The organism is Paenibacillus marchantiae (assembly GCF_028771845.1).
In the GTDB taxonomy this organism is placed as follows: domain Bacteria; phylum Bacillota; class Bacilli; order Paenibacillales; family Paenibacillaceae; genus Paenibacillus; species Paenibacillus marchantiae.
Map to the genome: position 1 here is coordinate 89,564 of NZ_CP118270.1, position 15,248 is coordinate 104,811.

The following is a 15,248-nucleotide window of genomic DNA, read 5'->3' on the forward strand; positions in this document are numbered from 1 at the left end:
TTTACCCGATGCTTGATTTCGTCGCAAAAGCATTGGCCTGAGCCTGTCCAATCATGATACAATGACAACAGTTTCCGATACGGAAGGGATGGACATAACGATGGATTTAACGCAAGCAAGCGCAGCCAACATGGAATATATGATTGAAGCAATCAAAACGAAGTTGCGGATGGCCAGTGGAGCTGCCATGCAGGCTTCGTCTTTCCCACTTGCGAAGTATGAAGATTTGTTTGACCTGTATGAAATGGTCCTAAGCAAGGAACATCTGAGTATCTCTGAAGTGGAAGCTGTCGCTTCCGAACTGGGTAATCTCCGCAAATCCTAGGGCGGTATCGCCCACCAAACTTTGAGAGACTCTTTTACGAAGGCAGCTACAACAAGCCGTACAAAAAGGACCTGTTCTCCACATCACAGTGGAGACAGGTCCTCTTGCGTTTGTTTTTTTCGTCAAGGCAAATCCACCAATACAAATTCAGCCGTCTCGCTGCCTGTACCTGTAATTTGCAGATCACAGCTTTTGCGGATTCGTGCAGCATCACCCGGCTTGAGATTGAAATTGCCGTCTGAACATACAATCTCGATATGGCCACTAATCAGGAAGAGATGTGTACGCCTATCTTCATGTTGAGGGTACATTAATTTTTGACCGGATTCCAGATGGGATAGATAACAAGTTACATCCTGTGAAATAGGCAATGCTCCCTCGGCTCCTTCTCCCCCTTGCCCCGATACAATCGGACAAAGACGGTTCAGATGCTCCTGAGCCTCTACACGACGATTAGTATACGAGGGCTTCAACATGCGCTGGGATGGCAGGAACCACATCTGTAGAAAGCGTACCGGTTCATCCTCTGACGGGTTAGTCTCTGAATGCTCTACGCCAGTGCCCGCACTCATGACCTGAACTGTTCCCGGTTCCAACAATTGCTCCGTTCCCATGCTATCCGTATGTTTCAACGTACCTGATATGACATAACTAACAATCTCCAAGTCATGATGTGGATGTCGCTTAAAGCCTTCCTGCGGCATCAGTGTGTTGTCATTATGAGCCAAAAGACAGCCAAAATGGGCATTGCTTGGATCATCATAGTCCGCAAAGGAAAAGCTGAATTCACTGTGTATCCAACCTCGATCCGACGTGTGCCTTTCTTCCGATGTCACTACTTTAATCATGTTCATCCACCTCCAAGGGTTTAGAGCTGCCGCACTTTCGCAGCAGTTCTTGCGTGTATATTTAGAATTCTATAGATCAATACGAGTTGGTATGTCATCTTTACCCGTGGTCCGGGAATTCTAATCACGCCCCTTGCATATGGTTATACGCTTTCTTCAGGTGAGTGAAGCTTGAATTCGCTCTCTGCCCGCCCTACGACTTTACCTGCGTCGTTCCGAATGTCAGGTGGATATACTTCTGCCAGTCGTTCGATGGTTTTCCGATTGCTGTAGCCAATCTGCTCCAGAATGGATTGGGCAATATAGGCCCATTCTTCTTCCGAACCATCAAGCACTTTGAACGTAATTCCGAGGCGTTCCTTTTTCAGGGCAAAACCAAATACACCCTTGAAGCCACCTTTAGCTACAATGTTGCTGTCTTCCAGCAGCACGGAATCCACACGCTGCGTTCCTCCTACCATTAACGGATATTCGTTCATGGCTCCAGTAATGGTCTCTACCGCGGAACGTGTAGACAGGTCCTCGATCAGATCCGGGCAAGCCAGCTTCAGATATGCGTTCGACAATGCCGACAATGGCAACGAAAATACCGGAAAGCCGCAGCCATCCGTCCCAAGTTTAATCTCTTGCTGTTCAATCCCTGCCATATAGGCCATGGTCTCCAGAATTTCACGCTGTACCGGATGTTCTGGTTCTGCATAACTTCCCAAATCGGCCTGTTTCATCTGAGTGTATGCGAGAACGCCCAGATGTTTACCGGAGCAGTTGTGGAGAATACGACGCTTCTCTCCTTGAGATCGTAGCCATTGATTTCGGCTTTCTTCATTGAGGGGGTAACTCGGTGCGCAAATCAAGCACTCTTCACCCAACCCTATTTTGCTTTCTATCTGCTCCAACACCTGAATATGCATCGGCTCCGAACGGTGTGAGGAAGACATAATGGCAATCTCCTGAGCTGTCAGACCGTAATGCCCAGCAATACCAGCACGAATTCCCGGAATGGCCTGAAAGGGCTTGGCAGATGAACGGGTAAACGCTCTAAAATGCGGATCTCCGGCTGAATATACAACATTGCCGTTCTCATCCGTAATGCTTATGTGTCCGTAATGGGCGCATTCCATAACGCCCGCACGGTATTCTTTAATTAACAGGGCACTCTCCATGCGAGTTCTCTCCTTTATACTCCCGAATTCATCTCTGCTTTGCGTCACGACGCCGCATGGGATATCTTAAATAGTATAGTACAAAAGCGACGTTTTTACAGTTTTTTCGACAGACATTTGGGGTAATCCTTTATCAATCTTTATCTACCTACTACCATTACTGAAGGAGATACTTATTTATGCTGCGCAAAACGCAATTACCCACTTCCGGGTTAGCTCGCAAAACTTCAGTACGTCCACTGCTCAACTGGGCTGGTGTCGGAATTATAGCCAGCGTTTCGGTCGTCTTCTTGCTGGCGGCTCTGGGAGCGTTGCTGGGTAACGATGTTATCCTTTCATTGGATGACAGGATCCAGCAGTTATTTTATCTGAACTCAGATTCACGTCTTCATCTGTTGCCTTTCATTTCATTCATTACTGCGCTCGGTTCTTTCAGACTTTCTGCCATCGCAGCTATCGGTTTTTCAATTCTTTTCTTGTGGCAGCGTCGTCCCCGTTTCCTCATATATGGTTATGCGTTACTCAGCAGTTTTGCCATGATGTGGATTCTCAACACCTTATTGAAGGAAATATTCAGGCGTAGTAGACCTGAGCTGGAACATCTGCTGGTTGTTCATGGATATAGTTTTCCAAGTGGTCATGCGATGATCTCGATGGGGTTTTATGGCATGCTCTTTGTCATCTGGACGATTGAACGACATCAACGTATGTCTGGAGTTGCACTGCCTGTCATTTGCGGAATCACATTTATATTTCTGGTCGGCCTCAGCCGCATCATGCTGGGTGTACATTTTCCAACCGACGTTTTCACCGGATTTGCTGCAGGACTGGCTTGGATCTTCTGTATGATTAAAGGGATTCAACGTTCCGTCTGAATTGTACTATCCTATAATTTCCAGTATAGATCTCCCTACATTGATTGTTTCACCTGGAAGCACGGCGTTTATATACGAAGTAAGCAAACGCGAACAGACACCATCCTACATCAAGTACAAAGGAGGCGGTTGTTATGTGGGGTATTATTATCAGCATTGTGATGGCAGTCATTATCGGTGTAATCGGTGATGCACTTGCCGGTCATAACATGCCTGGAGGAATTATTGGTGCAATGGTTGCCGGATTTGCCGGAGCCTGGCTGGGAGCACTCTTGCTTGGTAACTGGGGACCGGTCATCGGTAACTTTGCCGTAATTCCTGCTATCATTGGAACAGCAGTCTTTGTCTTTTTGCTGGGGCTTGTGTCCAGACTGTTCAGACAGGCTGCCTGATCGGTGCAACAAGGTGTTCGTTGTTTCGTATTCGTTTCTTAAATTTGAAGAAGGAGTGATTTGACATGAATAAAGCAGAAGAACAATATCCTGTACAAAGCGGTTCCACTTTCGCCAAAGGTATTTTCATCGGAGGTTTGCTGGGAGCAGCAGCAGCACTACTCTTTGCCCCTAAACCAGGACGCGAATTGCGTGATGACCTTTCCGAGAAAGTGGGGATCGTTACAGATCGCACAAAAGAAGTTGCAGCGGTTGTCGGTGATAAAGCTTCCGAACTGGCTAAAACGGTCTCTTCCAAAACTTCTGATATTGCAAAAACGGTAAACCAAGGCCGTAATGACGTTATGGACTCCGTAAGAAAAGCTTCCGCTGATGTAGCGAATGAAGCATCCAAAGCGTCGGACGAAGTGGCTACCGCTTCTGTAGAAGCGAAGGAAGATGCACGTAAAGAATTGAACTCGACCAGCCTGTAAGGCTTTGGATCGAGTGACCAATAGCCAGCTGTATTCCAGCTGGCTATTTTTTATCCACGGCGAGATTAAAGGAGGAAGAACATGAGTAAAGTCACAATGAACGGCAATACGCCCATAACCGGAGGAAAACCCGCACAACAGTATGATACAACAGAACACCCTTTTGAATTGCGACATGAGGTCAAACGTCTGAATACTCGTCTGGATCAGATTGCAGACAGTTTGGAAAAATCTCAAATCAAGGATATTATCGAAAACTACAGCAGTCCCAAAAAACGTATCATTACCAACTTCACCGCTGGTATGGCACGTGGTTTGGGTTTGACGGTAGGGACCTTCGTCGTTCTTGGTCTGCTCGCTTTTATTCTCAGTCAATTCGTGAACATGCCAATTGTAGGACAATATATTGCTGACTTACTGGGATACATTGAAGATTATAAAAAATAAAAGGCACAGGGTGAGGCTGACAAAGTCATCGCCTTCGTTTGCCATTGGCATGCTTCTCTGTTTCTTTGGCCGACGGCTGGGAAGACTTCACTTTGAGCAGATCCCCTGTCCAGCCCTTCATCATCATCCATACATACATGCCGATCATACTAATGATTATAAGCGCAAGGACGAGTACAACACCCCATGTTTTGTCGATCCAAGGCAGATTCTCGAAGTTCATTCCCCATATGGCTCCTGCAGCCGTTGCGGGCGTGAATACCGAGGTTACAAGGGTCAGTGTCTTCATAATCTCATTGCCCCGCACCCCTGAAATGGCATTATCGATGGAGATCAATGTATCAATCTCTGTCTCATAATGTTTGAACAAACGCTCCATCCGTTCGATCCGGTGCTGGAGCTGCTGGAAAAAGCGATTCTCTTTCAATTCATCCAGGTAGGCTTCCCTGGCAGCAGCCATCAATTCGGAATACGGAATGAACAGGTTACTCCAATACAGCAGCTCAAATCTAGCCGCAAGAATCTGATCCATCAACGTGCGTGCATTGCGGGATTCCATCGTCCGCTCCAAATCCCTCAGGTTCATCTCAAAATGGTCCATACCCACATGGTAATAATGCAATATCGCGCGAAAGAGCACAAACATGCCGTCCCTTGCTTCACTGCACTGTTGTAACATGGCTGCACGTTCACCTGTATTCATAATACCTCTGGTATTATCATCTACATTCAAGGTAACCAGTCTTTCTTGATCCACATAGAAAAACATCTGATTATCTTTACGTGGATCGTTTCTTTCATTCTTGACCGCATATAATAATGACCCGAATATCACGGGCTCCGTGCCGTTCATGAAGCGGACGGACAGGTAGTTGGACTCTACCTCCGGTATTTTGCGAAGCCAGTACTGCATTTCTGGAAATGCGTTCGTCAGTTCCTCCAAGGCATCAGCCATACTCTCCTGATCAGGTGCAACCCAATCCCACCACTCCCAATGGTCTGAGTAGGTAAGCTTGTCCCGACGCGCTTCCAGCTTGACTTTATCCACAATCACAAACATCCACTCCTGCATTCATACTGTTCATTAGAAAATCATTGATCCCAAAAAAAGGACACGTATGCATTCCATTGGAATCACGTGTCCTTCTCTATGCCGTGCTCAATATCGTCACCGATCTACATTTCATAATAATGAAGCATTCGACATAATCTGTTTTAATTTCTCAGTGGCTCGCTTTTGGATACGAGATACACTCATTTGGGATACTCCCAATTTCTGGGCAATTGCCCGCTGCGACTGACCATCCTGAAATGCCAAAATAAGCACTTTTTGTTCCTGTTCCTTCAATTGTCCCAATGCCTGCTGCAAGTCCATCCGCTTCTCAACCGAATCGAAGTCATTCACATCAGAACTGATTAGTTCGCCCAAAGTGGCTGCACTCTCATCCTGTGATAGCGGAGAATCCAGTGACACATAGTGGTAACATTCCCGACCAGCCAAGACTTCGATGGTTTCCTCAGGGGTTAAATCCAGGTATTCAGCAATCTCGTTCACACCTGGTGAACGCTCCAGCTTCACTGTCAATTCATCAATGGCATGCTGGACAAGTGCTCCCTTTTCCTTAATTCTACGGGGCACCTGAATATACCAGGACTTGTCCCTTAAATAATTCTTCATATGACCGATCATGCTCTTCATGGCATAAGGTTCAAACGGAATACCCAGATTAATATCGTATTGCTTGAGCAAACGAATTAGGGCCATCTGCCCGGTCTGATACAAATCCTCGTACAGATCGGGTCGGTTCCGCGCAATTTTACCTGCTGCCATCTTCACCATCGGTTCATATTTGCGGATAAGAACTGTTGCAATTTCGTTATCCTGGGTTTGCTGGTATTCCCAGATCAAACCTATTGCTTCAGACATGGACTCTGGGGGAGTCACTTTTTCATTCATACTTTCTCCTCACTTCTTGCAAGACGTTTTACGAGTACTACTTTCGTACCTTTGCCCGTCTCACTTTCCACACTGACATCGTCCATCAGAGCTTGCATCAGGTAAAATCCAAGTCCACCGATTTGGGCATCCGTCAGTTCTTTGTCATGAAGGCCTGCACGGGATACCGCCGGGTTAATGTTCTCGAAGCTGGCTCCTTCATCTTTGACGGTAATAGCCAGCGTGTCATTATCCACTTCGAACACAACCTCAACCATGCCGCCTTCGTGTGAGTAAGCATACAGTACAGAGTTATTACAGGCCTCGGATACAGCAACCTTCATATCCTCAATGTCCTCATAAGAAAATCCCATTTTGGACGCAACACCATAAAGATTGAGTCTTACAATATCAACGTAATCAGCTGTCGCCGGTAAATTAAGGGTGACTCTTTGAACTTCTGCATTCATTCCTTTTTCGATCCTTTCCTATTGGGAATTCTTCTGTGAGACAAAGAATTTGGCAATACCCGTCATATCAAAAAGTTTCTGAATTTGCGCAGGAACTTCCTGTACTTCAAAGCGAGCTTCCATTCCATGCCGTGCTTTCAGAACAGATAACAGGATACCAATCCCTGTACTATCGATGTACTTCAAGTCTTGCATGTTAATAATCAAATCTTGTTCCTTGTTGTCCACAAGCGGCTCCATCACTAAACGGAATTCAGGAGCAACCGACAAATCCAGTTCGCCAGTCAGATACACCGTGCACACGCCATCAAGTGTTTCTGTTCTTGCATTGAATTTTTCATTTTTATTTGTATTCATTAGACATCTCTCTCCTGATCAATGGTTTCTTTACCTAATAACCCATCTACAGCACATATGAAACAGTAATCGAATTAGCAAATATTTCAATTCGCCTGATTTATGGCCGATGCGTTGGATTTGAACCCTTGTCTTTCTTCCTGAAATCGGGACAACTTCTGTTTCACATTGCCCATTTTCACAGGTTTACTGATGTAATCGTCCATACCTACAGTGGAACATCGCTGCTGAATACCATCCATGACATTGGCGGTCATCGCTACTATAACCGGCTGCTGGTCTTGAGGAAGGCTCTCACGAATTCTGCGAGTACACTCCAATCCATCCATCACGGGCATTTGCAAATCCATAAATATATAATCATAATTGCGGTTCGCTAAAACCATCTCCAGCGCCTTCTTGCCATCTTCGGCGATATCTGCGACGAGTCCAAGCTTGCCCAGCATAATAGACATTAGTTTCTGATTAATAGGATGATCATCGACGATTAATACGCTTGGATGCATTTCATAATTTTTTTTAATGTCCGTAAGCTGATCTTCCCCCATACCTGTGGTCAGCTCAGTCTCGACATACCGCTGCGCTTGAATGGTAAATACAAACGTAGCACCACGCAGCTCCGACGTATCCAGATATATCTTTCCACCCATCATTTCAACGAGCGTTTTGCATATAGCCAGCCCCAAACCCGTTCCACCATACTTACGCGTCATGGATGTATCCAGTTGGGAAAACGGCTGGAACAGACGATCAACTTTGTCTGGCGCTATGCCTATTCCTGTATCTTTTACAGCAAACTCCAGCGTCATTCGCCCGTCTTTTTCCTCATTAACGGATACGATCAGATACACGCCGCCATGGTCCGTGAACTTGATGGCATTGGCAATCAGATTCAACAAAACCTGGCGCAGCCTTGCCATATCTCCATAGATCAGTTCGGGTACCGAATCTTCCAGGAAATATTCCAGCTCAATATTCTTTTTGCCAGCTTCAACCGCGAAGAGTCTCAGTACTTCACGAATACAGGAAACAAGTTCGAACGGATGCTCTTCCAGCTCCATTTTGCCGGATTCCATCTTGGTGAAATCAAGGATATCGTTAATCACCGTAACAAGTGCATCGGCACTGCGACGTACAATGTCCGCATATTCCTTCTGATCTTCCTTCAGATCCGTTTCCATCAACAGATCAACCATACCGATAACGCCGTTCATCGGGGTACGAATCTCATGACTCATCATGGCAAGGAACTCGGTCTTCGCATTTGCAGCAATTTCCGCTTCCTCTTTGGCCTGAACGAGCTGCTGGTTCATTTTCTCCAGTTCCTGCGTCTTCTGATGCAGCAGCATCGTCTGTGTTTTCAAACGTTTATTCGTGATAAACATTTCTACAAAGCCCTCGATTTTGGATTTCAAAATTTGAGGGATAAACGGCTTGACCATATAATCAATGGCTCCTGCGGAATAACCTGCAAATAAGTGCTCTGCCTCTCTGCTATTTGCAGAGATGAAAATAATCGGCACGTCCTTGGACTTGTCACGCGCCTTGATTAACTTTGCTGTCTCAATTCCGTCCATCCCAGGCATCTGCACATCCAGCACAATGACCGCAAATTCGTCTTTCAGCAAACAGCGAAGTGCCTCTTCCCCGGAGGTTGCCTTGACGAGCTTGTACTGTTCCGATTCCAGAACCGCTTCGAGAGCGAGCAGGTTCTCGGGGCGGTCATCTACCAATAATATGTGGATTGGTTCATTGAGCCCCATGACTAAGCTTAACCCCCTATTTAATCTTCCGGTATATTTTTTCCGTCCGGTCTAACGGCTCGTAGGCATCGCTGAATTCCGTAAAATGTATCGATTCTTTAGATCCCAGAACAAGGATGCCGAAGTGGCTCAAACTTTCATGAAAAAGTCCGTGCACATGGTTTCGCAATTCATCATTGAAATAAATCATGACATTGCGGCAAAAAATCACATTAAACTCGTTAAATGACCGGTCTGTCGCCAAATTATGTTCGGCAAAAATAATATTTTTCCGTAAATAAGGATGAAATATAACGGAATTATATTTCGCAGTGTAATACTCCGAGAATGCGCGGGTGCCCCCGGCTTCCAGATAATTTGTAGTATATAATTTCATTTTCTCAATGCCATATACGCCTTCCTTGGCCTGCTGCAATGAGCGATCATTCATATCTGTTGCGTATATTCTTGCCTTGTCGTATAGTCCTTCCTCATGCAACATAATCGCCATGGAATAGACTTCCTCTCCTGTAGAACAGCCAGCATGCCATATCCGGATGTATGGATAAGTCCTCAGTACAGGAATAATCTGTTCCCGGAAGAACCGAAACAAGGTTGGATCACGAAACATTTCTGTTACAGGGATGGACAGATTCTGTACAAAACGATCAAATGCAGAACGGTCATGAAGCACTTTTTCCTGTAAACCTGAAATGGTCTTTAGTCCTTCGGCATGTACATAATGCCAGATTCTACGTCTTAACGACGGTAACGCGTAGTTCCTGAAATCATATCCATATAAACGGTGCATACCTTCCAATAGCAACTCGATCTCGATCAGTTCACGCTCTTCATCTTGCGGCATGCGGATCGATTCTGCCTCCGCCTCGGTAGGTTCCCACGGTGTCATATCTTCTCTCCACTTCTTCATTTGTTACTTGCGTAATAGATGTATTGTCCTTCATTACCCAAACTATCGGGTTACGAATACAGCCATACCCGCATTAGGGATAACAATTGATCCGTTTGGATCGGTTTTTTTACATAATCGGACGCTCCAGCCTCGATACACTTGCCACGATCCTCTTTCATGGCTTTTGCGGTTAAGGCGATAATTGGCAATTTTTCAAACTTCGGTATCTGTCTGATCCGTGTCATGGCCTCATAACCGTCCATCTCCGGCATCATCATATCCATTAATACTAGATCAATCTCCGGGTTCTTATCCAGAATCTCCAGAGCTTCACGGCCGTTCTCCGCAAATGTCACATCCATGCGATAGCCTTCAAGCACGCTTGAAAGGGCAAATACATTACGGATGTCATCATCTACTAGCAATATTTTCTTGCCTTCAAACAAGGTTTCCTTATTATGCAGCTTCTGCAGAATTCGACGCTTGTCTTCCGGCAGGTTAGCTTCTACCCGGTGCAAGAACAAGGTCGTCTCATCGAGCAGACGTTCAGGTGACTTCACGTCTTTGATAATAATGGACTCCGCATATTTGCGAAGCTTCATCTCTTCTTTGCTGTCCAGCTCTTTGCCTGTATAAATAATGATCGGAAGATCATTCAAGTACTGATCGTCCCGAATCTGGTCAAGCAGCTCGAATCCGGTCATATCTGTCAGCATCAAGTCCAGAACCATGCAATCATAGCGTTGACTATGCAATTCATTCAAGGCCTCACTGCCAGTGGACACTGCTGTGATTGCAACATCATCGTGGCCAATCAGTTCAATGATGGCTTTCCGCTGTATTTCATCATCTTCCACAATCAATAGGCGTTTCAATTGATTCTCTGTATAGGATTCGATATGCGAGAAAGCTTTATCCAGCGAATCTTTACTGGAAGGTTTTTTCAGATAAGCAATGGCTCCCATCATCAAACCTTGTTTCATATCATCAATAACTGAGATGACATGTACCGGGATATGACGTGTGGCCGAGCTGCTTTTCAACTCACCCAGAATCGCCCAGCCATCCATCACAGGCAACTGGATATCGAGGATAATCGCATCCGGCAAATATTGACGGGCCATTTCGAGTCCTATGTCTCCCTGAAGCGCCACAATAGCCTTAAATCCTCTGCCTCTCGCCATATCCATCAAAATGTGCGCAAAATTCACATCGTCCTCAATGATGAGGAGAATCTTGTCACCTTCCAAGAGGTTTTCCTGATCATCCTCCAATTGTACAGGTACAGGGGAGTCGGATTGAGGCAGCTCCATAATTGAAATGCTTTCCGTATCAGGTGTCAGCAAGCTCTGTCTGCCTGAACGCATCGTCTGTGAGTCTCTTCCGAAGTTTTCAATCTCAGAAGTAGCAGCGGCTTCTCTTGCTACATCGTCCACCTGAACCTCCTCTTCGTGATTATCCGGCAGGAACAAGGTAAAGCTACTGCCCACACCTTCGGAAGACTCTACCTGAATAGCTCCTCCAAGCAAGCGGGCAAGTTCGCGACTTATGGACAATCCCAGACCCGTTCCACCATATTTGCGGCTGGTTGTACCGTCCACCTGCTGGAATGCTTCAAAGATCAGATCCGTCTTGTCCGATGGAATTCCAATCCCGGTATCCTTCACGGTGAAGCCTACATATTCCTGGTTCGTATTCAGGTACCCAGGAAGCTCTTCCATTTTCATCTTCCGCCCAATCAGGCTTACAGATCCACGGTTCGTAAACTTGAACGCGTTCGACAACAGATTCCGCAAAATTTGCTTGACGCGGTGGCTGTCGGTATATACCCATTCCGGCAAATTGCTGTCGAACTCAATGTTCAGGTTGAGTTCTTTTTTATTCGCCATTGGACCAAAATTTTGTTGAACAAAGCTGGTCAGTTCTTCCATTCGCACCGTTTCGTAATTGATATCCATTTTGCCTGCATCCACCTTGGACAGATCCAAAATTTCATCAATCATTTTCAGCAAGTCCGCACCGGACATATAGATGGTCTGCGCATATTCCTGCTGTTTAACACTCAGGTTTCCATCCTTATTCTCCGATAACAATTGGGACAGAATCAGAAGACTGTTAAGTGGTGTGCGCAATTCATGCGACATATTTGCCAAAAATTCTGACTTGTACTTACTCGTCATCGACAATTGCATGGCTTGCTGTTCCAACTGAGTTTTGGTTTTCTCAATCTCGTCGTTCTTCTCTTCCACTTCACGTACCTGTTCTTCCAGTGCACGAGTCTTGGCAATCAGCTCAGTATTGAAGTGCTCCAATTCTTCCTGTTGACGCTGTAACAGCTCTTCAGAACGTTTGAGAGCTCCCGTCTGTTCTTCCAGATTCTCATTCGAACGGCGCAGCTCCTCTTGCTGTGTCTGTAGCTCTTCGGATTGCACCTGCAATTCCTCAGTGAGCGCCTGGGATTCACGCAGCAATTCCTCCACCCGCAAACGACGACGAACGTTGTTAAGAATAACGCCCAAATTCATAATCAGTTGTGAGAACAACTGTGTATGCAGATTCGTGAACCCTTCAAACGAAGCCAATTCGACAACGCCAATCAGTTCATCCTCAAATACGACAGGATAGATCATCACACCAGAAGCACGCGATGATCCCGTTGCTGATCCGATGTTCACATAATCCTCTGGAGTTTTTTCCAGAATGATTGGTGTCATATCCAATGCGGCTTGACCAATTAACCCCTCGCCGATACGGTAAACCTCTTTGCCAACATCTTCATTTTCTTCAAACGCATAAGCCCCATAACGTCTCAGTTCGTCTGGATGTTTCTCTTCATCGATCAGGTATACGACACCTAGTTGAGCTCCAAGCACAGGTGTAAATTCGCTGATAAACATCTGCGAGATCTGACGAATCGACCCTATACCCCGCAACAATTCTGGAACTCTAGCAATGTTCGAACTCATCCAATTCTGATCTTGCTGTGCTTGTAAATAAGCTTTCTCGACTTCCAGTTTTTCTTCCAAATCATTGGATACATCCTTGAACACACTGGCAATCTGACCAATCTCGTCGGTAGACTTCACCTGTATGCGGCGAATGGTTCGATAACGCCCTTTGCCAAAACTGGTAATCATCATGGACACGGTATTCAGACCGCGTGTAATACTTGGCAGCACCCACATAATGACACCCAACGCGAGTAGTAATCCGGCAATCATGATGGCTACTGTAATTTGTACCGCGCGCATATAGGCTGCGTTCGCATCCTTAATCTCGGTATCTATCTCCTGGTCCTGATAACGGGATAGGGCATTCAGGCTGTCTACAGCTTCCTTTTGCACTGCCAAACCGATTGAGTTCCGGTAGTTATTGGCATCCTCTGCCCGATTCTGAGACATCAAACTGACCTGTCTTTCAGCATAAGCATTATAAGCTTCCCAGGCCGTATTCACACGATCCACCAGTTGATGCTCTGGTGCGCTGTCCGCCCGATCCCGCACTTCCTCAAGGTAGCCTTCGCCTTTTTTCTGCATCTCCTTCAAATCGCCGTCTGCAGCACTTATCGAATTGTTGGGATTCAGCAACAAGTTAGCCAGCACTTTGGCTATATCATTGACCTCTCCACGTGCAGCAGAAGTATATCTGACTTTGAGGTATCGCTCCTGATACATCTGATCGATCTGTTTATTGCTGCTGTTCAGCCGTTCGTAACTCACAAACGTAAGCACAATCATAATGGCCATCAGAGCTGTAAAGCCAATCAGCAGTTTATTTCTGATCTTCATTCAGCTTCGACCCCTTTATTTAAGGTAATCCATACCAAACATTTATCATCATCCCGCTCCTGCGGAATCTCATCATCGAAGAACAACGCCTGCATGGCCGCTTCATCCCACTGATGGGAACCCGCCAGTTTTTCCTTCAAAAATGCCTGCTGCATTTCCTGATCACCCTGGACGGCTTCAGTCAAACCATCCGTATAAAGGGCGATATGCCCCTCGCCTTCATAGTGAATGGTCTGTGGTTCAATATCCATCTTGTCGAACAGGCCTACAGGACAGCAGACGCTGTCAAGCGTTGTCACACTTCCGTCCTGGCGGAAAAAGAGTGCTGGCGGGTGACCCGCGTTAACATAATCAATTCGCTTCATTCGTGTATCTACGACCAGATATATCGCTGTAAAATAGTACTGCACCAGCTGTTTTTCCAGATGCAACTGATTAAAGCGACGATTCAGCTCCTGAATAACCTTCTCCGGGTCTACATACGTTGTAACGGTGTCTTTCAGCACGGAAGCAATGAACATGGTAAATAGGGATGAAGATATCCCATGCCCCATCATATCAAGCAATAGGACTCCATATCTGCCTTCACCAAGCGGATACCACGAATACAGATCACCCGCAAGTTCAAACGAAGGTTTGTAAATTGCATTAACGTGGAACAATGGATCTTCAATAGCAGGGCTTAACACAGCATTCTGTACCATAGCCGCAAGTTTCAGTTCATCCTGAATCCGCTGATCCCGCTCTTTATGCCAATCCTTCTCTTGTTTCAGACGAAGCGCAAGACGGATTCTAGCCATCAGTTCGACTTTGTTAATAGGTTTGGTCACATAATCGGATGCACCTGCATCCAGCGCCTCGGCCAATTTCTTGGAATCTCCGATCGCGGTTACCATAATAATGGGTATATCCTTGAGATTTTCAAATTTCTGCACAATACTGCATGCTTCGATTCCATCCATCTCTGGCATCATCATATCTAGCAAAATCAGGTCAATATCCGACGGCTTGGGACGAAGTTCATTGTTTTCCCCACCTATCCCAAGGACTTCAAACATCTCCATGGCAGAACTTGCCGTTACAATGTCACGATAGTTTTCTTTTTTCAGAATTTCTCGAATGATAATGACATTCGTCGGATTGTCGTCAACAATAAGTATTCTCATTTCTATCTCCTTATCTGTGGCGTCCGGGTTTGTCGATTCTTATCAGGTCATCTAACAACCTTAATTATACAAATTTCGCATACAACACAGCGGTAGACATAATAATTCCTAGTATAACTATAATCGTATTATCAAAAAACTTCTATCAGTAAATGGCACCATCGCAGGAGAATTCACCCGCTTGTTACCCTGTTTTTGCTGCGTCCTGATCCCGCTTCCAAACTTGCAAAAACATAGATAAGGAATGGGGATATCCCCATTCCTTATCTATGTTTTTGGTTAAGCATTCTGCGTCATCAACTTGAAAGCTCTTTTGAATGATGCAAAATACTTGATTCTGAAGCTTGTCCATT

The 15,248-nt window shown here is 45.6% G+C and carries 16 protein-coding genes; 5 read left to right on the forward strand and 11 right to left on the reverse strand.

The features are described 5' to 3' along the window. Nucleotides 1–100: 100 nt before the first annotated feature. Entirely contained in the window at nucleotides 101–325 is a 225-nt protein-coding gene (locus PTQ21_RS00530) for a DUF1128 domain-containing protein (RefSeq protein ID WP_063566608.1), read from the forward strand. A 122-nt stretch (nucleotides 326–447) separates the two neighbouring features. Here the strand turns inward: PTQ21_RS00530 and PTQ21_RS00535 are convergent, their stop codons facing one another. Both PTQ21_RS00535 and PTQ21_RS00540 read right to left on the reverse strand, forming a co-directional pair. Then, nucleotides 448–1,173: a pirin family protein gene (locus PTQ21_RS00535; RefSeq protein WP_063566607.1), complete on the reverse strand. Its 726-nt coding sequence runs from the start codon at nucleotides 1,171–1,173 to the stop codon at nucleotides 448–450. A 143-nt stretch (nucleotides 1,174–1,316) separates the two neighbouring features. Continuing rightward, nucleotides 1,317–2,336 carry an asparaginase gene (locus tag PTQ21_RS00540; RefSeq protein ID WP_274568513.1) on the reverse strand — a complete coding sequence of 340 codons (1,020 nt, stop codon included), beginning with the start codon at nucleotides 2,334–2,336 and terminating at the stop codon, nucleotides 1,317–1,319. A 179-nt stretch (nucleotides 2,337–2,515) separates the two neighbouring features. Here PTQ21_RS00540 and PTQ21_RS00545 point away from each other — a divergent pair, with 179 nt between their 5' ends. The 4 genes from PTQ21_RS00545 to PTQ21_RS00560 all read left to right on the forward strand — a co-directional run bounded on the left by PTQ21_RS00545 (nucleotide 2,516) and on the right by PTQ21_RS00560 (nucleotide 4,523). Continuing rightward, entirely contained in the window at nucleotides 2,516–3,211 is a 696-nt protein-coding gene (locus PTQ21_RS00545) for a phosphatase PAP2 family protein (protein ID WP_274568514.1), read from the forward strand. Between the two features lie 134 nt (nucleotides 3,212–3,345). Beyond that, complete coding sequence (locus PTQ21_RS00550) at nucleotides 3,346–3,603, forward strand: GlsB/YeaQ/YmgE family stress response membrane protein (RefSeq protein ID WP_063566604.1); 258 nt, start codon at nucleotides 3,346–3,348, stop codon at nucleotides 3,601–3,603. Nucleotides 3,604–3,668: 65 nt separating this feature from the next. Further along, entirely contained in the window at nucleotides 3,669–4,076 is a 408-nt protein-coding gene (locus PTQ21_RS00555; protein ID WP_063566603.1) for a YtxH domain-containing protein, read from the forward strand. 81 nt (nucleotides 4,077–4,157) lie between these two features. Further along, a complete protein-coding gene (locus PTQ21_RS00560; RefSeq protein WP_082935221.1) occupies nucleotides 4,158–4,523 on the forward strand; it encodes a DUF5665 domain-containing protein in 366 nt (121 codons plus the stop codon). Between the two features lie 25 nt (nucleotides 4,524–4,548). Here the strand turns inward: PTQ21_RS00560 and PTQ21_RS00565 are convergent, their stop codons facing one another. The 9 genes from PTQ21_RS00565 to PTQ21_RS00605 all read right to left on the reverse strand — a co-directional run bounded on the left by PTQ21_RS00565 (nucleotide 4,549) and on the right by PTQ21_RS00605 (nucleotide 15,247). Beyond that, nucleotides 4,549–5,577, reverse strand: a complete 1,029-nt coding sequence (locus PTQ21_RS00565) for a magnesium transporter CorA family protein (RefSeq protein WP_240321509.1) — start codon at nucleotides 5,575–5,577, stop codon at nucleotides 4,549–4,551. Between the two features lie 129 nt (nucleotides 5,578–5,706). Next, nucleotides 5,707–6,480, reverse strand: coding sequence for a sigma-70 family RNA polymerase sigma factor (locus tag PTQ21_RS00570; RefSeq protein WP_024631358.1), 774 nt, complete (start codon nucleotides 6,478–6,480; stop codon nucleotides 5,707–5,709). After that, complete coding sequence (gene rsbW / locus PTQ21_RS00575) at nucleotides 6,477–6,929, reverse strand: anti-sigma B factor RsbW (protein WP_063566601.1); 453 nt, start codon at nucleotides 6,927–6,929, stop codon at nucleotides 6,477–6,479. The genes PTQ21_RS00570 and rsbW overlap by 4 nt, the downstream gene beginning before the upstream one ends. 18 nt (nucleotides 6,930–6,947) lie before the next feature. Continuing rightward, nucleotides 6,948–7,286 (reverse strand): STAS domain-containing protein, encoded by a 339-nt coding sequence (locus PTQ21_RS00580; protein ID WP_063566600.1) that lies wholly within the window; start codon nucleotides 7,284–7,286, stop codon nucleotides 6,948–6,950. An 86-nt stretch (nucleotides 7,287–7,372) separates the two neighbouring features. Beyond that, nucleotides 7,373–9,049: a response regulator gene (locus PTQ21_RS00585; RefSeq protein ID WP_063566599.1), complete on the reverse strand. Its 1,677-nt coding sequence runs from the start codon at nucleotides 9,047–9,049 to the stop codon at nucleotides 7,373–7,375. Nucleotides 9,050–9,065: 16 nt separating this feature from the next. Further along, a complete protein-coding gene (locus PTQ21_RS00590; RefSeq protein ID WP_063566598.1) occupies nucleotides 9,066–9,938 on the reverse strand; it encodes a CheR family methyltransferase in 873 nt (290 codons plus the stop codon). A gap of 71 nt (nucleotides 9,939–10,009) precedes the next feature. Next, nucleotides 10,010–13,729 (reverse strand): response regulator, encoded by a 3,720-nt coding sequence (locus tag PTQ21_RS00595; RefSeq protein ID WP_090811397.1) that lies wholly within the window; start codon nucleotides 13,727–13,729, stop codon nucleotides 10,010–10,012. Beyond that, nucleotides 13,726–14,895 carry a PP2C family protein-serine/threonine phosphatase gene (locus tag PTQ21_RS00600; protein WP_079697098.1) on the reverse strand — a complete coding sequence of 390 codons (1,170 nt, stop codon included), beginning with the start codon at nucleotides 14,893–14,895 and terminating at the stop codon, nucleotides 13,726–13,728. The genes PTQ21_RS00595 and PTQ21_RS00600 overlap by 4 nt, the downstream gene beginning before the upstream one ends. Nucleotides 14,896–15,079: 184 nt before the next feature. After that, on the reverse strand, nucleotides 15,080–15,247 hold the full coding sequence (locus PTQ21_RS00605; RefSeq protein ID WP_176854780.1) for a hypothetical protein: 168 nt from the start codon (nucleotides 15,245–15,247) through the stop codon (nucleotides 15,080–15,082). Nucleotide 15,248: the final 1 nt, after the last annotated feature.